Source organism: Acidicapsa dinghuensis (assembly GCF_025685685.1).
Taxonomy (GTDB): Bacteria; Acidobacteriota; Terriglobia; order Terriglobales; family Acidobacteriaceae; genus Acidicapsa; species Acidicapsa dinghuensis.
Window position 1 is genome coordinate 704,281 of record NZ_JAGSYH010000004.1, and the last position, 22,225, is coordinate 726,505.

General features: G+C 55.4%; 18 protein-coding genes. 9 read left to right on the forward strand and 9 right to left on the reverse strand.

The window, feature by feature from the left end:
- Positions 1-81: 81 nt before the first annotated feature.
- Positions 82-1,095: an alpha/beta hydrolase gene (locus OHL22_RS13880; protein ID WP_263338394.1), complete on the reverse strand. Its 1,014-nt coding sequence runs from the start codon at positions 1,093-1,095 to the stop codon at positions 82-84.
- A 369-nt stretch (positions 1,096-1,464) separates the two neighbouring features.
- Here OHL22_RS13880 and OHL22_RS13885 point away from each other — a divergent pair, with 369 nt between their 5' ends.
- The 4 genes from OHL22_RS13885 to OHL22_RS13900 all read left to right on the forward strand — a co-directional run bounded on the left by OHL22_RS13885 (position 1,465) and on the right by OHL22_RS13900 (position 5,469).
- Entirely contained in the window at positions 1,465-2,580 is a 1,116-nt protein-coding gene (locus tag OHL22_RS13885; protein WP_263338397.1) for a sensor histidine kinase, read from the forward strand.
- Positions 2,577-3,311 carry a LytR/AlgR family response regulator transcription factor gene (locus OHL22_RS13890; RefSeq protein ID WP_263338400.1) on the forward strand — a complete coding sequence of 245 codons (735 nt, stop codon included), beginning with the start codon at positions 2,577-2,579 and terminating at the stop codon, positions 3,309-3,311. The genes OHL22_RS13885 and OHL22_RS13890 overlap by 4 nt, the downstream gene beginning before the upstream one ends.
- Positions 3,312-3,429: 118 nt before the next feature.
- On the forward strand, positions 3,430-4,569 hold the full coding sequence (locus OHL22_RS13895) for a TlpA disulfide reductase family protein (protein WP_263338402.1): 1,140 nt from the start codon (positions 3,430-3,432) through the stop codon (positions 4,567-4,569).
- Positions 4,570-4,983: 414 nt separating this feature from the next.
- Positions 4,984-5,469, forward strand: a complete 486-nt coding sequence (locus OHL22_RS13900) for a YybH family protein (RefSeq protein WP_263338405.1) — start codon at positions 4,984-4,986, stop codon at positions 5,467-5,469.
- A gap of 62 nt (positions 5,470-5,531) precedes the next feature.
- Here the strand turns inward: OHL22_RS13900 and OHL22_RS13905 are convergent, their stop codons facing one another.
- From OHL22_RS13905 to OHL22_RS13920, 4 genes are all read right to left on the reverse strand, one after another.
- Positions 5,532-6,119 carry a class I SAM-dependent methyltransferase gene (locus OHL22_RS13905; RefSeq protein WP_263338407.1) on the reverse strand — a complete coding sequence of 196 codons (588 nt, stop codon included), beginning with the start codon at positions 6,117-6,119 and terminating at the stop codon, positions 5,532-5,534.
- A 90-nt stretch (positions 6,120-6,209) separates the two neighbouring features.
- The gene (locus tag OHL22_RS13910; protein WP_263338410.1) at positions 6,210-6,866 is read right to left on the reverse strand and encodes a hypothetical protein; all 657 of its coding nucleotides are present in this window, start codon (positions 6,864-6,866) and stop codon (positions 6,210-6,212) included.
- Between the two features lie 112 nt (positions 6,867-6,978).
- The gene (locus tag OHL22_RS13915) at positions 6,979-8,124 is read right to left on the reverse strand and encodes a hypothetical protein (protein WP_263338411.1); all 1,146 of its coding nucleotides are present in this window, start codon (positions 8,122-8,124) and stop codon (positions 6,979-6,981) included.
- A 64-nt stretch (positions 8,125-8,188) separates the two neighbouring features.
- Positions 8,189-8,878: a hypothetical protein gene (locus OHL22_RS13920; protein WP_263338413.1), complete on the reverse strand. Its 690-nt coding sequence runs from the start codon at positions 8,876-8,878 to the stop codon at positions 8,189-8,191.
- A gap of 387 nt (positions 8,879-9,265) precedes the next feature.
- On the opposite strand from OHL22_RS13920, the gene OHL22_RS13925 reads away from it, so the two are divergent.
- Positions 9,266-11,335 (forward strand): tyrosinase family protein, encoded by a 2,070-nt coding sequence (locus OHL22_RS13925; protein WP_263338415.1) that lies wholly within the window; start codon positions 9,266-9,268, stop codon positions 11,333-11,335.
- 175 nt (positions 11,336-11,510) lie between these two features.
- On the forward strand, positions 11,511-12,521 hold the full coding sequence (locus tag OHL22_RS13930; protein WP_263338417.1) for a DUF4238 domain-containing protein: 1,011 nt from the start codon (positions 11,511-11,513) through the stop codon (positions 12,519-12,521).
- A gap of 106 nt (positions 12,522-12,627) precedes the next feature.
- Here OHL22_RS13930 and OHL22_RS13935 read toward each other — a convergent pair whose 3' ends face one another.
- Positions 12,628-13,569 carry a DUF2971 domain-containing protein gene (locus OHL22_RS13935; RefSeq protein ID WP_263338419.1) on the reverse strand — a complete coding sequence of 314 codons (942 nt, stop codon included), beginning with the start codon at positions 13,567-13,569 and terminating at the stop codon, positions 12,628-12,630.
- A gap of 102 nt (positions 13,570-13,671) precedes the next feature.
- Here OHL22_RS13935 and OHL22_RS13940 point away from each other — a divergent pair, with 102 nt between their 5' ends.
- Complete coding sequence (locus OHL22_RS13940) at positions 13,672-14,640, forward strand: hypothetical protein (protein ID WP_263338422.1); 969 nt, start codon at positions 13,672-13,674, stop codon at positions 14,638-14,640.
- Entirely contained in the window at positions 14,630-15,322 is a 693-nt protein-coding gene (locus tag OHL22_RS13945; RefSeq protein ID WP_263338424.1) for an RES family NAD+ phosphorylase, read from the forward strand. Before OHL22_RS13940 ends, OHL22_RS13945 begins: the two co-directional genes overlap by 11 nt.
- Here OHL22_RS13945 and OHL22_RS13950 read toward each other — a convergent pair.
- Positions 15,316-16,824, reverse strand: a complete 1,509-nt coding sequence (locus tag OHL22_RS13950) for a hypothetical protein (RefSeq protein ID WP_263338429.1) — start codon at positions 16,822-16,824, stop codon at positions 15,316-15,318. The two genes, OHL22_RS13945 and OHL22_RS13950, sit on opposite strands and share 7 nt — an antisense overlap.
- 2 nt (positions 16,825-16,826) lie before the next feature.
- Positions 16,827-19,181 (reverse strand): phospholipase D-like domain-containing protein, encoded by a 2,355-nt coding sequence (locus tag OHL22_RS13955; RefSeq protein ID WP_263338431.1) that lies wholly within the window; start codon positions 19,179-19,181, stop codon positions 16,827-16,829.
- 193 nt (positions 19,182-19,374) lie between these two features.
- Between OHL22_RS13955 and OHL22_RS13960 the strand changes: the two genes are divergently transcribed.
- On the forward strand, positions 19,375-20,670 hold the full coding sequence (locus OHL22_RS13960; RefSeq protein WP_263338434.1) for a YiiX/YebB-like N1pC/P60 family cysteine hydrolase: 1,296 nt from the start codon (positions 19,375-19,377) through the stop codon (positions 20,668-20,670).
- A gap of 42 nt (positions 20,671-20,712) precedes the next feature.
- Here OHL22_RS13960 and OHL22_RS13965 read toward each other — a convergent pair whose 3' ends face one another.
- Positions 20,713-22,224, reverse strand: a complete 1,512-nt coding sequence (locus OHL22_RS13965; protein ID WP_263338436.1) for an argonaute/piwi family protein — start codon at positions 22,222-22,224, stop codon at positions 20,713-20,715.
- Between the last annotated feature and the right edge of the window lies 1 nt (position 22,225).

Sequence of the window (22,225 nt, forward strand, 5' to 3'; positions counted from 1 at the left end):
ACAGCCCGAATCACTTATCCACATTCGCTCGATGAGCGAATTGGCGATGTATGAGGCACTTATCGAGGTATTCCTATTTGCTTATGGATTGTTGGGAGCTCCGCCTTTTTCCGCGTTCGCTGATAGCAGTGTGTCGGACCAGCTCGCAATAACCTGGGCCACGCGGTCCTCATGCCCGTCATACATATGATCGGCACCCTGGATCAAAGAAGTATCCACGCGACTTGGGTGAGTAGGTAACCGTTCAATTGATGCTTTGATCTGTTTCAGATCCTCTTCGTTTCCAACGTCTCCGTCTGTTCCTAAAAGGACGAGCAGTGGACACTGGATACGACTGACACCAGCATCGTTGCTCAGAGCTCCAAAAAAATCCTTGAATCCGGGTGGTCTGTTGACTAGATCCAGAAATGTGCCGGCACTCAGAAAGGGGCCTTGCACCAGTTCTTCCGGTTTTCCGTCACTAATGTCCTGCTTTGCCTTCGAGACCCATTCAGGGGGCGGAATCCTGGTGTCGGGACGGACGTCTCCTGAAGCCAGCACCAGTCCCGCGACGCGGGGGTCCTGTGTCTTCGCTTGATATTCACGTGCGGCATTCGCGCCCGCGCTATGGCCTACGAGAACGACGTGTTTGAACCCAAGACGCTGCGCAAAGTCGATCCAAGCTGCTATGTCCCGTACTTGTTCGCTGGGAATTCCCCAATAAGTGCCACCACGGATTCGCTTTCCTCCTGGCCATGCCTCGTCGTTCCCAAGATCGTGCATCCGGGTATTCCCAGTGACAACGGTGAAACCGCGATTTGCCAGGGCTCGGCTGATCGCAACGTATGTTGGAGAATAAAAATTAATCGTCGCTCCATGTACCCAAATGACTGCGATTTCTTTGGCCTCGTTTTTCGGCGGAGTGAAGAGCGCTCCTGCATCGGTAACATTGTCGTTGGTCTGAACTTGGACGATTCGCTCTCTAATCTCTCCTGCCTTTTGTTCACCAGTTTGGGCTGCCAAGCTGCGCTCAAGCGGCAAAGATGTACAGAGCATGGCAAAGACGGTGGCAGGGACCGCCATTTTAAGCCCGGCCTTCAAACGAGCGACGACCATTCCTCTCCGTTCCCTCCATTCCTTCCCTGTACGGAGACGGGGGGAATAAAGTTCCGCTCAATTGTCGAGCCTCTTCTGGTAGGTACGTGTCACCGTTGGTCCCCCGAAGTGAGAAGTTTGCTCGTGAAAATGCACTGAACCTTGGACGGTTTTTCGACGATACCGCCCCCAGAGCGTGGTTGACCTCTTCAGCAAGCATCTCGCATGAATCGCAAACCTGGGTTGACGACGGAGGCGAGAACGATTCTATCCAGACAGCGTCAAGGGTAAGACCGGGCTTAGCTCATCCCATTCACCGACCAAACTGCCGATTTCGCCGATGTCTTCCATGCACGGTCCGTGAGCGAGCACAATAAGAAAGGGGATGCGATGCTGAAACGCTACCGATTCTGGATCTTGTACAGTGCCGCATGGTCCCCCTACGCCATCAGCTACTACATTCTGTTCGCCGCGAATCCTTCGCTGCGCCGTGCAGCCGCAGTCGAAACTTTCTACAACATCGCTCCGGCCTTCCTCTTGGGCCTGGCCGCGTTGCGATGGTGTCAGGCAATCCCATGGCTCCATCGCCGTCCCTGGTTCTACCCACTGCAGATTCTCTCCGGGGCGATTTATTCGCTCACCTGGTTGATTGCCGTTCTCGTGGTCAGCAGTCTCGGTAACGCGCTCATCTCTCACAAATTTATCTTCGGGCACTTCAGCTCGTACGCTCTTCAGTGGCAATTCTTCAGCGGCCTCATGGTCTATGGAAACATCGCAGGCTTCACCTATGTTTCGGAAGTCAACCGGAACCTGCGTGAGGAAGAAAGAAGGCGTGAAGCTGCGGAAGCACTCAAGGCGAAAGCTGAGTTGGCGGCCCTTCGCGCGCAGCTCAATCCGCACTTCTTATTCAATACTTTGAACTCGCTTCTGGGCTTGATGGATCAGAACACGGAGGACGCCAAGAAGGCCCTCACACAACTAGCCGATATGCTGCGTTACGCGCTAAGAAGCGATCCGGCAAGGAACGAAGATGATGTGAGCCTTCGCGAGGAGTTGCATTTTGCCGAGGCGTATCTCGCGCTTGAAAGGCTTCGACTAGGCGACCGTCTACACGTAGAGCGCTGTATCGATCCCGGAGCATTGCAATGCAGGTTGCCCGCCCTCACGATTCAGCCCCTCGTTGAAAACGCGATTCGGCATGGAATTGCTCCGCGATCCAGAAGAGGAACCTTGACTTTGACCGCTAGGCGAGAACAGAACGCTCTATCCATCGTCGTCTCTGACGACGGGGTCGGAGCAGAGACGGCGCGAGCCTTAACCGCCGCTGGTACAGGGATTCGCACGGTGCGGCAACGCTTGATGCTATACAGCAAAGGGGCGGCGACGCTTGAAATAGAAGGAACACCCGGAAGTGGATTCGCAGTTTCAATCGTGCTTCCGTTAGACGCGTCCGACGAAGAGAACTTATCGGTTGGCGAAACGGTCGGGAGAGATAACCATCCATGATGCGCACGCTCATCGTCGAGGATGAACCTCTTGCTCGCAACGTTCTCCGTTCGTTTATTGCGAGGCGTTCCGACATCGACCTCGTTGGGGAAGCAACGGATGGTCTCGCCGGCATCCGGTTAATCGATGATTTGATTCCCGATCTGGTGCTCCTCGACATCTCGTTACCGGAATGCTCCGGCGTGGAGGTTCTACATAGAATTAAGAGGAATCCGGCGGTTATCTTTACAACTGCATTCGACACCTATGCGCTTACGGCTTTTGAGCTGGGAGCGTTCGATTATCTTCTGAAGCCATTTCAAGCAGAGCGGTTCAACGTCGCGATCGATCGGGTTGCAGAGAGGCTCGGGTCAACTGAAAGTGAGCCGACGATTCAAGAACGTATCGACGCTAATTTGCAAGGCGCGTATCTGGAGCGTTTCTTTGTGCGACATCGCGGTCAGACCTTGCCTGTGTTCGCCTCCGAAGTCTTGAGATTCGAAGCCGACGATGACTATACAGCGATTCACTTGAAGGGCAAGCGATACCTGATTCATATCCCGTTGCGGGAGATTGAGAAGAGGCTCAATCCTCAATCGTTCTTGCGAGTGCATCGCTCCAATATCGTGAACCTGAATCACATCCATAGAGCCGTACAGACAGACCGCCGATTCACGATTGAGCTCTCGGATGGTTCGCAAGTGATCGCGAGTCGCTCACGGACATCCGCAATTCAAGCCCTCCATCTCTAGTCCTGGCCAGTCACCGAAGCTCGCAGCCTGTTCGCCGAATAGTTCAGAGGGAGCAGCCCTGAGAGCCTACTCTCCTTAGTGGCAGCCGACGAAGTGGGTATGCTTTTAGGAGACAATCGTGCGAGAAATCTGGTGGAGACTAGCGGTTGCCGTTATGTTGACAATGAGCGTAACGCTCAGTTGTGAGGCGCAGGAGTCGGCGCAGATCTTCGTTCAGAAGATGTCTCAGGCTGCCCACAACCAACGAACCCTGAATGCGGACATCCAATTTATTTGGAAGACGAGCACCGGAACGAAAGCGGCGAGCGGCACCATCCGTTTGATGAAGCCCAACTATGCCCTGATCAAGTTGACCGGAGACTACCCATTACGGTTGCTCGCTTCCGACGGGACGACTCGGTACCTTGCCCCAGACGACAAGAGCTATACACAGGAGCCCATCGACCCGCACGGGGAAAAGATAGACACGCCCTGGTGGGGATTTCCTTTCCGCTTCTTCTTCGGGCAAAGCCTCAATCCATTCGCCACTGTTACGAATGCGACCGAACAGTTAGACACCGTCCTTAGTGAGTCGGTTGATGGGCGGCAGTTTCGTGTTCTTCAGGCCCACGGAAATGGCCCAATGGGCGAGTACAAGGCTCAGTTCTATTTTTTCGGGGATGTATTAGAACGGACTATCGTGCAATTCAGTTCGGGGACAAAGTCCGGGGTATTCGAAGCAAAGTTGAGCAACGTGCATGTGAACGTGACCTATTCGGCCAGGTCCTTTCACTTCGTGCCCGTTGCCGGCCAAGAACCAGCGTCGATCTCCAGTGGCATGCTTGCGATTGGAGAAAAGGCTCCAGACTTCACGTTACCGACGCCGGAGGGCAAGCCACTGACGCTCTCAACCCAGCTGCAAGGCAAGAAGGCAACCTTAGTAAATTTTTGGTACTACAACTGCGCCCCATGCCGTATTGAGTTCCCTGAATTCGAAAAATTATATGAACAATACCGGGGACAGGGCTTCACGATTGTGGCGGTGAACCGTGGAGACTCAGCAAAGACAGTGTCCGATTATGCCCATAGAGCAGGTTTGGAGTTTCCAATCGCACTGGGCGGGGAATTCGGAAGACCCGGTGTTTTCGCAAACTACAAGGTTTCCGAGGAGTTCCCCCAAACATATTTGCTTGATGCGGAGGGACGCATCGTTTACCGGACAGCGGGGATGGATATAGATGGACTCAAACGAGCCCTTCAGCAGATAGGTCTACGATAGTCGGCTCGAAGGACAAACGCGGGCCGCGGAAACGAGGGATAGTCGCCCGATCTTTGTCCCAGGGAGTCTTGGCCTGATGATGAGAGCAAGGTGGTGTTCGATTCTTCTCCGTATGGAGAAGGCTTGCACGGGCCTCTTCGACGTCAGCTCGGCAAGCTTCCGTCAGCTCCACGCTCTTTGAATTGCGCACAAGGAGAATGAAGCCTAGCCTCTCTTCGAGAAGGGCGATCTGCTTCCCGTTGCCACTCCAGAAGAAGTACCGAGGATTCGGTTTGGGCCGGGCGGTACGTTGCGAAGATCTTCCGCGATACTGTGCGGCAGCGGAACATACACGGGTACGCCAGTCGTTGCCATCCCCTGTACAAGTCCCGCCACCACCCCCACTGCTCTCTGGGAATAAGATAAAGGGAACGCATGCGCGCCCGAATCCTTATAGCGGCCGTTGGTTTCCTTTTTCCGGCTTTTGCCTGTGGCCAAGCTGGTGCTGGATCCGCGGCCGCGGATGGCGCGGCGATTCACCGTCTGCTCGGGGAGTATACCCAAGCTGTCGACACGGTTGATCTCAAGTTGTTGGCGCAGATCTGGTCCCATTCTCCCGATGTTTCGTTTATCTATCCATTAGGCGAAGAACACGGCTTCGACGCGATTGAGCAACATGTCTTTGAGTCTGTCATGGGAGGCATGTTCTCGGCGCGCGATCTTAAGATGCATGACGTGGCAATCTATGTGAATGGCGATTCCGCGTGGTCGGAGTTCCACTGGGATTTTCAGGCCACGTTGCGCAAGGACGGCTCGGCGGTGACAACGCACGGCGTCGAGACCCAGGTTTACCGAAAAGAAGAGGGAAAGTGGCGACTTGTCCACGTGCACTATTCGGAAGATCGCAAGCCAGCCTCCTGAAGATCTCAAAGAAACTCAGCAAATGCATGGGCGGCAAGACGAGAGAGGGGCTCGCTACCGTCCTAAAGCCGCCGCCGCGATAAGCATAACCAAGCCTTGGCACCGTGATCGCGGAATTCGGCGGCACGCAGTTCGACAATTTCGAGAGCCGGTTCGATGGCAAGAACGACCTCACGGGCCGAGCGCTGCGGCGGCCCGAACTCCCTCGGGCCGCCTTCGGTCGAGCCGATGAGGCTTAGCCAGAGCCCTCCGGGAGCGAGGGTCGTCCCGATCCGTGCGGCGAAATGGCCCCGCTCCTCCGGTTCATCGAAGACATGAAGACAGCCACGGTCGAAGACGAACTCGAAGGAATCCTCGGGCGGAGCGCCGGTGAGAAAGTCCAGGGTTTGGAAACGGCAATCGAGAGCGCGCCCATCCAGTTTCTGCGTGGCTCGTTCGACCGCGAGCGGGGCAACATCGATGCCCAGGACGTTGAAGCCGCGCTCAGCCATCCAAAGGGCGTTCGTCCCCGTACCGGCACCAACCTCCAGCGTCAGGCTGGGTTGAATGCGACCCGAGGTGACGAACTCGATCAGCAACGGTTCCGGCTCGCCCGTGTCCCAGGGAAGCTCTCCCGAGGCATAGCTCTCATTCCAGGAAGGGTGTGACATGATTCCACAAGTTTAGCGCTCAAAACTAGCAGGCAACCCGATCCAGAGAAGCGGGGCCGCATGATATCCGATCTTCGCTAGACTATTGATTCATTGAGCGCCTTCCAGCCATCGAGCCAGAACATTCGGAAATGAGCTCTTGAAGTAGTCTTCCCAGTTTCGGATGCACTCACATCCAAGCTTTTCTTCACCTAGATCGGAAGTGAGCCACCAGATGTCAGTAGGCCCTCCGCAAAGGGGGTCGGACTCTTTTGCTATCCAAACAGACGCGCAGACGGCAACCTGAACATCACGCAAAGTCTGAAGGCGTTGGTCGGCCTGTTTCAGGATGGCGAGAGCTGCGCCATCTCCGCTGCCGATACAGCAGAACTTCCGCTCACTAAAATCGAAAACTTCTTTATCGGAGATCCCCAACAGCCTTGGCGATTTAACGGTGCGTGAAGCAACCGCACACAAAAGTTGGACTTCCGCGTCCGTACTCTCACCCGTATTTGTCATTCTCCTCTGAATCACTTCGACGGGATCTTGATCGAGGCTCACATGACGCATAGCTCGGAATAGTTCGACCTTGCGCTGAAATCCAACGTTGACGTCGCGCGCGGCCATCCCGATCAATGCTCTTCCGTTCTGGAAGGCATGAAACGAAAGCTTCGTTCCGTAACGAATCTGATCATCAGCGGTGATCTGACGATCGGCGCCGAAGACGATGATTCCGCTTGCCGCTCGGCATGCAACGATGACCGTCAAAGTCTCTCTCCGATCACATGGTTTCTCACGATAAGCCGTGTGAGACCTGACGTTCTATTCGGGCGACGGCAGGTAAACACTCCAATGACGAGGCATCCGACGAATCACCATCTTAGTCATCAGGGAACCAGTACGGCTCAAGTCCGAGCAGTTCCGGCATCCCGGTGCCCTGCTGAACCACCAGGTTACCAGTTTGTCGATCGACGATACGCTGTGTCAGGCTGAACGCATCATTGGGAAGTGGATGTGTGGCCCAAGGGTTATGGACGAGGATTGGCTCAATGAGCGCGACATGCCATGGATCCAGCGTTGGCCATACCATTACCGCACTAATGTTCGTATGTCTGGCGCCTCTGTTCGAGGTCCATGCACCGTTCGGTATTCTCCGACCCGAGATGGTCTCTTGCCCCAGAAGCCCATCCATCACGGCGATTTCGTCAATTCCGAACTCGTTCACAACCTGCGCCGCGACGACGAACGGGAGGGCCAAATTCCCGTATCGGTCCTTGAATATGACCGCATCCCGCAACTCTTCATCGAGTGTGAGTTGCGTGGCACAGGTCGGCGCCGTGAGGCCGATCGGCCTCGCTGTTGTCGTTCCCCTTGAGTCGTCGCTCTTCGGAATCGGCTCGAACACAATACTCCAGCCTTCGTGATTCCATGGATACTTAGGAATTTCGTCATATCGCTGGCCAATGTAACTATCCAATATTGCATCTCGATCCAGTCCTTGAAGCCATCGCGTGAGATCCGTTCGTAGTCGAGCACCCGACGGTGAGGTTTCGGGAGCACCTTCAATGTGAAGAGCCAGGAAAAAGTCGGGCGAACGCAAGTTGTTCAGCGCGTCATAGACCCGATTGCGCCGATTCTCTTCAGCTTCCTCCCTCTCGGAAGCCGACGTCGCGATGGCCTCGAGATAGAACTGCGCTTGCCCATCACGGCTAACCAGGAAGTCGGGATGGGTCGTTACGCCTCGTATCTCGGGATGGAAGCTGACCTGATATCCCGAACGAAGCAGCAGATGATGGAGAAAGAGCTCGAAAAGTGCAGAGCGATGCTGACTAGCGTTCCGCGAACGAAATCGTTGCTGCAGGTCGAGTCTTTCTTGTACTGGTATTTCCTCGAACCACCGTTCCAGCAGATCGCGCAACACCCTTACCGATGCTCGTTCGCTATCCCGATAATAGAGGTAGCTAGATTCGCCGAATTGCTTTGGCCGTTGACCGACCGGTGTGGTCGAGACTTCAAAAAGTGGCATGCTCTTGTCTTCAACTCACTTGTCAGACGTTCAATTTCGACTCGCCGGATACTTAAGCATTCGTTTAGATTCCAATGTGGGCGAACGAATAGTACAGCCAAAATCCAACGATGATAGCCGTTACCGCAAACGCCGACTTCAAAACGATGTTGAGTTTAATGTCAGATACCGTCAACGGGACAAACTCGTCAGAAGTGTCTTCAGCGCGATCGATGCGTTGGAGGATCAGCCTGAACAAGCGAACGATTCCGAGAGCTGACGTGACTCCAAAAATCAAATAGAGGGCGAAGAGCACTTTCTCAACACCGCCTCTGCCATGTGTCACAGTTGAAAGCAACTGGAGGCTGCAGAGACCGATACACCAGATCATTATCAGTAGCCCTGACCCGACCCCGCAGGTTACGGCGCTCGCTACACCCCTTCCTGAGTAGCAAAAGGGATTCAGGAACCATTTGTGAGTCAATACGGCGGCTATCGCGCGGCCAGCTTCAGACTCCGGACACATCTTCAAGAAGTCGCCAGCCTTCCAGCCAGTGATGGTGAACAGGAGGAGCAAGCAGTCAAAGATCGCGACAACCACTCCATAGGCGTTGTCGGTATCGAGATGTAGTCCGAGGACATCGAACCCCTTGGTCACTCCTGCTGCTGCCAGGAGGACAATCAGAGCCGGAACAATGAACGTGGTCGCGATCAGTTCCATTTGATCGACGTGCTTTTCGACGATCGAACTCGTTCCCAGCTGATTCTCGGACACAGAAGACCTCCAGGCTGGGGCAGCTCGACGATACAGGGAGCACATCTAGTGGACCCTAATCGAGTTCCAGCTGTCTGCTTGGCTAGTTTTCCAGTAGGAAGAATTATAGAGACCAGCCCCGGAAACAGATCCGGATCAACGTCGCTTAGCTTCGGATTCTGCTCCTCTGAACGCGGCGGGAGACTCCCGGAAACTCGATCTTTCGAAAACATTCACCCCAGAAAAGGGAAACATGGCAGGAAGTCGTTAGAGATAATAGATACTTCCTCTGGACATTCTGCCTCCCCCGGGCCCAGACTGATATCCCCCGGACAATTCACAAGTTGATAGCCCGTTTGGACCAATGTCTCGTGAACGCATGATGAACGCCGTGGTGGGAGTATTGCAATGGCAGAACAGCAAGCGACGATCGACTCGGTACTGGCTGGCCGCGGACTCGCCCCTGAGTTTCGCCTCCCCCGCGGACAATTCCTTGAGGCGCTGCCCGGCGAGCCCCCTCCCCTGTTTAGCGCATTTGTGGACCAGCATCTTCGCCAGGCGCTCGAACTCGCTTATCGCTTCGATCAGGTAACCAATGAAAGTGGTCTCGATGCAGCGATTGGGGCGATAGGTGAAGCGCTCAGAGCAGAGTCGGTCGTTGGTCTCGTGCAGTATTCAGTGCTGCTGTTCCTTACCCACAATCCCCAGGGGCGCAGCAAGATTAAGATCAAGCCGCTTGAGATGCGCCAACCGGACCTCGTTCTGTCCTCCTCTTCTGCCAATTTGGCGGCATCCACTGCCGGATCTAGAACTTCTCCCCCAGGCCCAACTCCCCCGGATGGTCTTGGCTACTGGCGCGAAGATCCATTGATCAATGAACACCATGAGCATTGGCACCTGGTCTACCCCACGAGCCTGAGTCCTCTGCCTGCGCCAACCGCCTCGGGCTATCCAATTGGCGATCGCCATGGGGAGCTGTTTTTCTACATGCACCAACAGATGATCGCGCGGTACGATGCAGAACGCCTCGCACTGGGACACGCGCGAGTGAACCCGTTTGCCGTGACCCCTTACACAGAATCCCAATTCCGCGTTCCGATTGCGGAAGGCTACGATCCCGGACCCCTCAAGCTCTGGGATGGGGAAAAACCGTATCCCTTCCGAGCACGACCCGCGGGAGCATCCATCTCCGACCTGACGCTCGATGAGAGTTCCACTGGCGGCCCGAATTGGGGCAAAATCCGGCCTGGAGCAAAGCTATCTCAACAGGTTAGCTTTGGTAATGCAGCGATGGTGGCTGCCACGACCGGCACCTACGCTTCGGCCGGGGGCAAGGCTGTCAATGCTGACAATCTCGGCAATACTGTCGAGGCCAATATCAATGCCGTCGATTTCGTCGACACCAATCCGCCGGCGAATCATCCTCTCTACGGCAATCTTCATAATGACGGCCATATCCATTTCATGCTGTACGACAACATCGCTCCTTATGGAGTGATGGCTGCGACAACGACGGCAATCAGGGATCCGATTTTCTTTCGTTGGCACAAGCTGATCGACGACATCTACTTCTCCTATCAGGAGACGCTCTCTGCTTACGACTTTTCCGTCGGTCCCAAGGTCACAATCCGCAAAAAGGATGTGAGCGGCGTCTCGGACGTCATCCTTTGTCTCGGAGACGGCCTGCCCGCCTCGATCGCGGGCCATAAGTTCGGAAGCAGAGCCTACAACGACCTTGCTGCGGCCGCGTTCGGTGGGGCGGAATGGCACAATGACTTCTCACACGGCTCCGTTCAACTCAAAAGTGGCGAAACCATCACTACAACCGATGAGCTTGTCACAGAGATGTTGACCCGCAAAATTGTACTCGAACAAGACGGCGGGAAGAAGGTGGAAGAGACGATCCAATACCTCTCACACGACGACTTCTACTACTTCATCCGATTGCAGAACGATGATGACCACGATCAGACAGTTGCCGTGAGGATCTTCCTGGCGCCGGAATCCGAGTCCGCGGACCGAAGAGCATGGATTGAAATGGACCGGTTCGCGTCCAAAATCGGCGCTGGCGGGCGGGTGGTGGTATTTCGTTCTGCAGATCAGTCGTCCGTGATCCGAAAGCCGGCTCTGCGACCTGATGACCTGACCAACGAGGATGGGGCGACGCGGGCCCGCGAAGCGCAGGCATGGTGTGATTGCGGGTGGCCGTACACCGTATTGCTTCCGCGAGGCACTAGAGAAGGAATGGACTTCCGACTCCTCGTTCTGTGTTCGAGCGGGGATGACTTGATCATGCCGGACCATCCAGAGTGCTGCACATCGATCAGCTATTGTGGTCTCCAAAGTCTGGAATATCCCGACAAGACCGCGATGGGATATCCATTTGACCGCCCGTTCCGAATGCCAATCCGGAACACCGCCCAATCATTTTCCAACTGGTCGTCGAGGCCCATTAGGATTCGCTGCAAGAACATTTGAGATCCAGTCCGAAATCGCAAACGCTGCTCGCAATTGGCGCCAAGAGCTCAGACCTCGTGAATTCCATCGAGGCTTCGGAGCTACGGAAGCACTACCTGTCTACGCCTTTGTTGAACTCTCGGTATGGTGAAAAGGAATCTGTTGGCCGAATCTAGAAGGAGAGGTTCGCGACTAAATGGGCATTCAGCACCCGAATGATACTGCGAATCAACACTATGTCTCTCAAGTGGAACAGCGCCTCAATTCACTAAACCCGAATGCGGCGCCGGAGAATCAGCGTATCTACTGCCACACGCTGGTTGATCGAGAGACCTTTGCCATTTCGCTCGATTCCGCCAAAGGAAGACTTATCTCCAAGACCCTTGCCCTTCGAGATCTCTTCAGTTTCGACGTGATCCCCACCGGCGCTTTGCGCCTGAACTTCGAGACACTTTTTCAACAATACGAAGCAAATATGGAAACCAATACCTCCTCCTTGTTACGAAAATTGGACGGAGGCTCAACGGATCTCAAACGGGAGATCCTGGAGATTTTCGTGGCAAAGTTTATGAACTTTCTGCGGAACCCATTCTCGGTTGAGAAGGTGCTGAACACGGTCGGCGACCTCTTGCGTTTCGAGCCCACGGATCCAGACCTTCTAGCACAATACAAAGCTGTACTCACGGGACGGAAGCCACACCAGGCTCATCTCTGTGCACAACTGGGCATCGATCCTGAGCGCTATCGAATGTGGTTGGCCGCGTTGTTCATGATGATGTTGCAGCCCATCCCCGGGGGACCGAATTTCATGGAGAGCACCGTCAAAGCGGTCTTCGAGAGACCCTCAGGGTTTCCGATGGTGTGTGTCTATCGCTACGGCGGCGAACACGCGGACAAGAGATGCCTGCTTTCCGATCGAGGCTTTTCAAATCCATTACCCCAAGAGCCTCATCTGTCATTCAGCTTCAATCTCACTTCAACCGCTTTCATCATTTATCTGTTTGCGGCGATTCACGAATTAAATCTCCCATTCAAGCCTCCCCCCGGAGTGCTTGAGCTGTATCGGACGAGACAAAAGCAAGTCCGGGTTATCCCATTTACCAACGACCTCGCCGCTCTGGCCCGCTATAACCAGAATGTTGTCTATCAGTGTCATCACGCGGTGTACTCATCGTCGCAGTCCGTCTACGGCGTGCAAGTCAAGTAGGCGCAGCCGCCGTCGACGAGGGAATCCGGATTCGCTCGAATTCGGAGCGGGAGAGCGCGATCACTCCTCATCACGTGGTTTCAAGCCGCGGCTTGGTGGACAGGGCTCAGGGCACCCGTAATGGAATTCCAGAAGATGTCATTGATTGAATGACGACTTCTGCCGATCGCAAGTAACCTTTCATTGTCTCCTCGAAGAGCTCCGGCTCCGCCGATGGGCCGAGAATGACGGAATCAAAGGCCATTTGATCCTGGGAGTTTCCAGTAAGCGGCAGGGACACGTATGGAATCAATCGTTGGTCTTTTACGCGATATTCTGTCTTGAGCGGTGACGGCGGATTCTCGAAAACGTCGGGGTATTTCCCAGCGATGTGTCGAAAGACCGGGAGATACGTCGGAGTGGAATAGATGAGTCGCCACTCTGCCTCCTCTTTGAACCCTGGATGCTTGAGCAGCGGAGCAGACATTGACAGCAGTTGAAGAAACTCCTCCTGCATGGACTCCAGACGGCCTGCGCCCATGTATGCCTCTGAGATTTCATCGTGAAGAAGATGGTCCAATATTCCGTCCACAATCTGCTGCTGTCGCACGGCTTCGTAGCAGACCTTCACCGTGACGACCCCATGGAGAAAAAGGGATGTGTGAAGATCAACGGAGTCGAATCCTATGCTGACTCCCCCACCATCGGGGCAATATCCACGCCACTGACTCAATTGGTTCCCGTTCTCGCTCAATGAACAGACGTAGACTCCGTGAGATCTGTAGTGTGATTGAACCCAGCGGTTCAATCCTGCGTGCAGCGCTCGCAAATCATCGCCTCGTTCGGGCTCCAGATCCCTTCGCCTCTCCAGACTGCTACCGGCTATTGAAGCGATGTAGCGAACTTCGGACCAGTCATTGAGAAAGCGGGCATCGGTGGCCCACATCGTCCTCGATTCGATAATCCCTCGGAGCCCGGCAATCGTGGTGTAGTGAAACAAAGGCTTCGTTGGATTAGTGCCGAAGATTTCCCCAAGAGGCGCGAGAAAATGGTGTCCGCTTTCGGTCATGCTGATCTCCTAGTTTTTGCTCCCATGGGTTGTCCGTTCCAGATTCCGCATCATTGACATTACTAGAATCATGTGTATCATGTAAATAACGGGTGTAACGATATGCTGAATTCCACCGCTTTCGGATCGGCCACGGTGCTCGAGCCTGAGGGCATTCAAACGCTTGATGTAGGAAGCGCGATGAAGCAGGTTGTCGCCCCTCTTCTAAAGAACAGAGCCAGCTCAGGCTCCGCTTATGGGGTACTTGTGTATGGTCAGCCCTTGGCGGAGCCCCAGCAAAATGTGCTGGTTGCGGTGCAGACGTTCTTAAGAGCCTACCGCGTGGCGTGGAAGGCGCTGGAGCAGATTCCCGATTTCATCGGGCGCGCAAATGGAGTAAATTTCGAGTTGTTCGAAGCGAAAAGATTCGAGCATGTCCGCTTCTTCTTTGGCAGGGCAACGGAAAAAGACCTCAAAGAAAGGGTCCAAGCATTTCCGGGCGTTTACATCATGACTGCCCATCTGGGTCCAACCTTGCTTAAGTCGCTGAACCTTCCTCAACTTCCTCCGCGTTTTCGCGACTTGCCCTTGGTGATGCTCGTGGAGAACGCTACCGAGCCGGCCGCGTCAGTCTCTGTTTCCGCGCCTGCCAGAATCGAAGAGCTCGTCACGCCACAAGAAGAGAAGGTTGAGAACGCGATTGCGCGAGATACGTTGGAATGGCGCCAGGAGTTTATGCGGAACTATCCTTCCTGGACTTCCGCGGAGGTTGCGACACAGAGCACAAGCACAGCGAGAAATCGCGCCGCAATTGCCTCGCGCTGGCAGAGGGAAAACCGAATCTTCGGCCTACGATACCAAGCGCAGCAGTATTTTCCGCAGTTCCAATTTCAGGACGGAATGCCGGTTCCTATTGTGGGCGAGGTCATCAAAACATTCCCCGAGCATGCTACGGGTTGGGAGCTTGCGTTCTTCTTTACGACTCCGAATGCAAATATCGGAGGACGTAAGCCGCTCGAGTTGATCAAAACGAATCCCGACCGGGTTCTCTCCCTTGCGCAGGCATTCGCGCACCCTGCCGATGTCTTTTAATTGCCCGCAGGCACCCGCCGATGCAGACCCTCGCCTGACGGTCCAGACCAAGAAGATCGAGGTGGGGGCCCAACTCGTCCGCTTTCACGGCACGGCGTACCCAGCCGATTCCTTCAATCCCAACACGGGTAAGAGAATCGATCTTCCCGAACACGGCTCGAGGTTCAACCCGTTCCCGGGATATCCATCTTCGAATGTGCCCACGCTCTACGCCGCGGACACCCTCCAGGCCGCAGCACTCGAAAGCGTGTTCCACGCTGTTCAACATGAGCCATCTCCTGCATACATCCGGAGTCAACTAACTGACTGGCGCTATAGCCACCTGGAGACTCTCAGAGAGCTGACGGTCCTCGATCTGACCAATCCGCATCTTCGGCAGATTCCGGTTCCTGGCCGTTCCATCTCTCTCACCGAAAGCGAACTGATTCACACACCTGCCTCCGAATATCCGAACACGCGTACCTGGGGGCGATTTCTTCACGAGAGTCTGCCAATGCTCGACGGTCTGGCGTGGCGACCGAGACTAGGAGGCATCGGGTGGGCGTACATGTTCTTTGGCGATCGATGCGGAACAGGCGCGTTGCGGGCCGAACCGATCGCGATCGAAGTCAATTCGGGCTCCGGCTTTCTTGAGTTGGAGCAGGTCGCGAAACTGGCCAGCATTCGCATCATAGATCACTGACTCTTGGCGCCAATCATTCCTGCCTCTTGCATCAGGCACACAGCAGTCTCAAGACGATCCGGAGTGGCCCGGGGTACTGACCGCGCATTTGCACCAGGAGCGAGCGTCCACCCGCCCTCATCGGGAACAACTCTCAGCCGTAGAATCGTTTTCCCTCGGCTCCTCGCGTCTCCCAAACCACGTCCGATTGCCCAATAGACATGTTGGCCGAAGACCCAGGAATTAAAAACGTGCTCTAAGAATACCGAGGAAGATTGGCTCGATAGTGCCTCCATCTCTTCGCGGGCGCGCGAAAGCGGAAGGCGCTCCCGGTTCTGCGTGACAACGTCTTCGCACTTCTCAAAAAGGCTAACCGCCAGACTCCGCCGGATCTGTACCGCTAACTTGCCCGACTCAGGACCTTGGTATAGACAGGCCTGAAGCGTCTCGAGCAACTCAGGGATATCAACTTCGTCATCGGCATCGATGTGCAGCCACTTCGAGGCGGTGCGAGCTGAGCCCGCTTTCGCAAGGAAGGCCCGAACCAGCTCGCTTGTTTCATACGGGCGCTCGCTGGTCATCGCTGATGCCCAATACAGTATTGCCTCCAGAGACAACCGAAAAAGCTGACGTAGTTGAATGTTGCGCCAGTGTGCGCTCAGATCAGCCAATTCAGGACTCGGCAGGAATGCACTTGGAACGCCGCACAGATCACTTCGAATTTCGGCAACACCGGTTTTACCCTTTCGGAACTCCACCTGCTCTGCAATGCAGCGCGACGCGCGCGAAAGCGCGGAATTACCCTCAACTCCGTCCAAGGAGGCCCGCATAGCTGCTTTTTCCTCATCCGTGGGATCCGTAAGATCCCAAACGTCGGACCATCGCAGTACTTCATCTTGTGTAACCTCAACTGGGCCGAACCGATTGAAAGCGGGATGGTGGATGTCTTTTCGGAGTCCTTTTTCAAAAGCATCGAGGGCTGCCTGAACTCTGTCAGAACTCTTGAAGATTCGGCGCTTATCTGTGGGTTCGATCCACCCCAGAAACTTGACTGCGGGACCGTAGTTTACAGGTGCGCTTAATGCCGTTGAATAGCGGCGCGCTGTGCACATTTTCTTCCACGCAGTGCCACCAAACGCGAAACGTTCACGGTTCTTGAGATGCGAGAGAAAATCGCGTCCGGGCAGATCGGCGCCTGCATCTCGAAGTAACTGCGACCAGGTGAAGAGCACCTCGACACGATCGACGAAATCAACGATCTCAGTGTCTGGGATGACGGCCCTGCCAGTCGCCCGGGCGCAGTGCGCCGCGCGTCTCCAAGCCCATGCAATCACCGTGTAAGGCCGGATGTGTCTGGCGACATTGTTTAGACCCGGCAAGACCAGGTCCATGAGTTGAAAGTTAATTTGACGAAGGCCGAGCGGGTCGACTCCACCTGTCGCGATCTTAAGTTCTGCAGCAGATCGCGGCTCGTTCGACCCGGCTGCATTTTCGATGAGGTCGACTAGTGTCGGCTGTGGCATCGCTAGTACTCCTCACAAAGAATGAGCTTTCCGGCATTGCATGTGCCGATCCCCGAGGTCCTCAACTGCGAAGCTTGAACCGCAGAGAGCCTGGTAAAACAGTGGGGACAATAATCCGAATATTTGCTCATCCTGAAAACGGCGCGAGAAAAATGGCCATTGCTCAATAAGTGCCAATATTCCGAGCGGCTGAGTAGCGGCAGTTCGTCACTTCTAGGAGGAACGGGACTTGCCCAGAAGAGCCGCATTTCCTCCTGAATGGTCCGGCATTCTGCGGCTGCGACCGAGAGTGATCCGAGACCCTCCGGGGTCGGAAGGAGTCGCTCGAAGCCGCCTAACCTGGCCGATAACGGAAACTCCAAACCCGGTTCCAACCCTACGCGCAGAATCAACCGCCGTAGTGCTCTCGCTCTCAAGTCAGTCGCACCGTTCAATTGGCTCGCCCAGAGCAGCGCGAGGCCAGAATAAACGAGCTGATCTTCTCTCTCGGGGAGGGGCGGCACGAACGCGCGGACCAGCCTGTCTACGTACGCCCGTACCAGGTATTGTTCTAGTTTCAACCGCTCACATACGTATTGCGTTATATCGGTGGCACGCATAGGCTGCCGATCCTCGGCGGGGACTTCGATCAACCGCTCAAGAAGCTGGTCCAGTGTCTTCGTGGCAACTGCGGTTTGCTCGGCGGTCTCATCGGGCGATTGCTCCTCCGATCCCTCATCATCGTCACTACTGTTGCTATCCCTCTGCTTGTCGGTCGCAGAGTCGATGGGGCCTCGACGCTCGCGAAACGCTGCGAGGACTGAATATAAAAAGTTCTCCGCGCCTCCCGACTGAAATGGCAAATGCGTATTGTGCGGTTGCGAGTCACCCAACGTGAATGTCTTGGCAACATCCACCAACTCCTCACTCGCCTCTTTCTCCATGCGCTCCCCGGAGGCATGAGCCGGCACTTCCGGCAGGAATTCAGGGTGCGACTGGATATATTCGAGAATTGCAATCACATCCGAGACGGTCTCACGTCCTTGCAACAAACTGAAGAAGTGCGGCGCGGATCTGCCAAGCCGTCGAGCCAATTCGCGAAGCTCTGGAAGCGCTGCAAACCCCTGCGCAATCGAGCCAGATGCGCTCTCGACTCGAACCAGGAGCTGCCCGGAGCTGGCGATAGACCAGCTGTCCCTGAGCTTCAGGCTGAACCGACCGTCGGAGCGAATGCTCGTCCGTCCTAGTGTCGACCAGCGCAATGCACTTCTCGATGACACCTCAGCTTGGCCTTCAGGGAAAGAATTCAAGACCTGGCCGACGAGCGCGCCACCGCTGACCGTGGCACGCAGGATCGCGAACTCTTCCTTACTGTCATCGCAGCCTTGCTCGATCTCGACGATCAAGGTCGGTGGTTGTGAGGGACGCATTGTCCAGCGGATCGATGGCTCAGTCTGCATACGAAGTACACAAAGCTCTACATTGCGGGCGGCATCAAGGCCCGCCGCCGTCGCGTTCGAGCTTCCAGACAGAATCAGACGGCCGCGCCGACACACAATCTCAAACATTTTGGCGTGCAGTCTTCGATCGTCTGAGCCGATATGATCGACCTCTACCGCTCGCGCCACACCGAGCGACGCTCCTGAAGGCCAATTGCTGCCCGCAGTCCCCGCGACGAAGCCGGCAGGATGTGAATGGATACAGGCGTGGGATAGACCCAATGCCAGACACAAAGCGTTGACGCCGCCTGGATCGAAGAAAGGGGACACTACGGTCAAGCGCCGCGCCCCGCCCATGTCGGCAGCGGCCATCCCCAACTGTTCCCAAACCGAGCGGTCGAGATTGTGAATCAATCGAATCGAAGGATTGTGGTTAGCAATGCTCACGGCACGTCCGGCCAGATCGTCCGCCAGTTCAACGCACGCTTCAGAGGCAGCATGCCTAATGCGAGGAGAGGCAGCCAGCAGTCGGAGGAAGTTTGCCGCATCGAGAAAGGCAGTTGCAGCAAAGCTCGGATGTAAGTGCTCTGCACATTCCAGGTTTGAACCCCAACCGGCGAACGTGAGATTGCCGGAACCGACAACGAGATGGGCTTCATCGTGGGACAGCAGGGCCAAAAGCTTCGAATGGAAGCAGCCGCCGGAAATGACGACAGGCTCAAGATCGTACGAACGGCCCACGCCCTGCGCGCCGAACTCGTTCATCGCGCTTCGAACGCCTGCCTCATCCGCGAGGATGAGTGCCGAGTCTACCTGCTGGCGGACAATCGCGTCTAAAATGACCGCTTCAAAGAACGAGACGCTAAGCGCATAGGTAGTGAAGAACAGTCGGGACCAGTTGTGAGCGCCTAGCAGGTCGCGAACCGCAAAGTCCGCCATCGGTAGCCTTTCGCGGAGAGGTTCTTAAGGAAGAAGCTAATTTAGCTTCGCACGATCATGCCGCAGGCAGGAAGTGACGGGCGATTCTGTCGATCGATCTTACGTCCGCAGCTCATCAACGGTAACCAGGCGGGGAAGAGGACTCAGCGGAACAAAAGCGGGACCTGCTATACATTTGCTGACAGGTATGACGATGATTCCGTCTACTAAAACTGAGCTGAGTGGGCTGAGGCGGCTGAATGATGCTGTGCTGGCGCCCGGAGACATCATACTCACAACTACAACCGCGGCCGTCAGCAAAACCATCAGAGTTGCAACTCGTAGCGACATCTCGCACGCTATGGTCTACGTGGAAGATCGCTCCGTCATGGACGCAACTGGGGAAGGTGTTCATGCACGAAACACGCAGCGGCTCTATTTCGAGGACGAATGTGCCGTCCATGTGATGCGCCCCAGAGGCGGCATTTCCCCCACTCAACTCGCCACAATCGTCACCTACGTACGCGGCCAAGTCGGTGCAGAGTATTCGACAAAAGAAGCCGTGCTAACTGCTCTCGGAGGAGCACGTACCTGGACCAGCAAGCAATTTTGCTCCCGGCTCGTCGCTCAAGCCTTCGAGTCGGCCGGCATCGCTCTCGTGCCTGATCCAAACTATTGCTCTCCAGCCGACATCAAAAATAGCCCTCTCTTGGTACCGGTTGGGAACTCGACCGTTATGGTCTCGGCGAAGGAAGCCGCTTTCTGGGAGGATATCGAGGACGTTCCACAGCGGATGCGAGACGCAATCAATACAGTCCTCCTTGGGGCTCGACGACATAATCCCACGATTCAAACCTTCGATGACATCCACGCGCATTTGATACAGCATCCGGAAGACGATGTCGACTTCTGCCAATTGCTTCAGATTTCAGGTTATCTCTCGATCTGGGCGATCGAGAAGGAGAAGAATCCCTGGCAGTATGACCTCGAGCTTCTAAGCGCCGGACCTGCAGATTCGGTCGAGGAATACTGTTGGAGCGTTCTGAAAAATGAGCAGGCCGGACCCAATCGGTATTTCGTCAACCGGGGTGGCTATCGGCTTTTTACGTTGCAGTCCGATTTGAAGTTTTTCCAGGTCATGCTGGACCTTTACGAACATCTCGCATCTCTTCATCGCACGCGCGTGGATATCGCTGCCAAATGGCTCGAAGCAAATGGCCGCTTGCCACAGCAAGCGTCATCGCACCTCATGCCGCATTCGCCCGAATGGTTCACTGTCCTGGAACGGTGGGATCTCCCCCAGGCAATGATGACGCGCAGGGTACTTGAATTGGCAGGAAATCCAAATGTCTGTTCCATTTGCGGCGACGATCCGGCACAAGTCTACTATTTGCCGGCCAGGCATCGGTCAGCAGGAGGCGTGGATACTTTGCGGCTCTGCTCAGATTGTCTCGAGATCCGCCATGGAATGGGCGAACCGTTCATTCCTCTCGATGGATCGGATTGTTAGGCAGGCCCGGTGCGGACCATTCATCTCCGAACGCCCGTAGCCTTATATATAGTGACTGAACGGCAGTGGAGGGACATCTTTCACTGGACCGGCGGTCAGGATCTCACCGATGGCATCGGCGAATTTCAGAGTGATGGGAACGCCATCGCCAAAAATGCATGTGTTGTAATTCAGCTTCGTCAGAGCAAGAATGTCGCGCATCACAAGTTCGATTGGCGCCTTGCCGCGGCTGATTTCAATCAGCAACGGATTGGGAACTTCTCGACCGGGGTATGTCTGCAACCGAGGAGTCCAGCCCTTCGTCCAGAGGTGGGCGCTCCAGTCGCTTCTGATGTGTGCGAGTCCTCGCAGGATCGGGTTGCACCCCTTGCGGTAAAGTTTGAGATCCTTCTCATCGCGGATGCGCACGCCAACCATGTTCGTCTCGCTGCCGGCGGCATCGACGAATCCTTGCCACTCCTCTTCCTCAAAGCGCACGCGGCCGTGTATGAACATCTCTTTGGGAGGACGGTCCACTTTTTTCTTGTAGGCTTTGATAGCGACCTCAGCGAGCTCCTTTGCCGCCGCATAGCTGAGATGGAAGTCACCGGTTTCCGGAGAGTACCACGGACCAAGAGCTCCTTTGAAGACGATGCCGTCTCCAGAGTCGAGGAACATTTGCGCGGCGCAACAGGCGTTCTTCTCTGTTCCGGAGGTTGAATCTTTCTTGTAGACCAATCCGAGGTAGCACACACCCTCCCGGATATCGGCAACCTTCCACGGACGGCCACCGATCTTGTAGAAGATGCCGGTACACAAGTTCCAGGCGATCTCGGATTGCCGCGCAACTTGTCGCTTGTCAGCATTGGGATCGCTCGGCCGCGCCACGTTGCTGATCGTGCTCTCTCGGACAATCTGGGTGAGTACCATGTCCTTCAATAAACGGGCCTTCAACTGGTTGTGAAATTGCTCCTCGTACGCGTAGGGCAGCGCATCCTTCTCCATGTCAGCGAAGAGGGAGCCGGCGGAGAGAAACTCTTTCGCTTTGCGCGGCCCCTTGAACATGCGAATTGCCGCTTGCCTGATCTCGGGCTCGATGAAGGACTTTGGCCGGCAATATTTCCAAATTCGATCCGGAACAACGACAAACCAGACTTCCGGCTTGCTTTCCTCCTCACGCTTAGCTTCCAGAATGCGCTCGGCGAAGAGACTCACCGTTCCGTATACGCGCTGATGTGGATCGTCGAGATAGAGAAAACGATCGATTTCCTCGTCCGTTACCGTTACGCGCAAAAGGGGTATCGCTTCCCAGATCGTCCGGAATGCGGCGGAAAATCCGGGGAACGGCGGACGTCCGCGTTGAGCAGGCGCGGTGAGGACCGGTCCTTGTACCCACTTGACCCACCGTTCAAATGACGCGATTCCAGCCGTCGTGCCAATTACACCAGCGCGTACACCATATGGCTTGCCGGGGTCGAGAGGGCCGAAGAGGGTGAGGCCGTCGCGTGGGTCCTCGAGTGCTTGTTGGTGGCGAAACAGGAGGAGGGGTTCCTCGATTCGAAGCAGGTTTCTCATC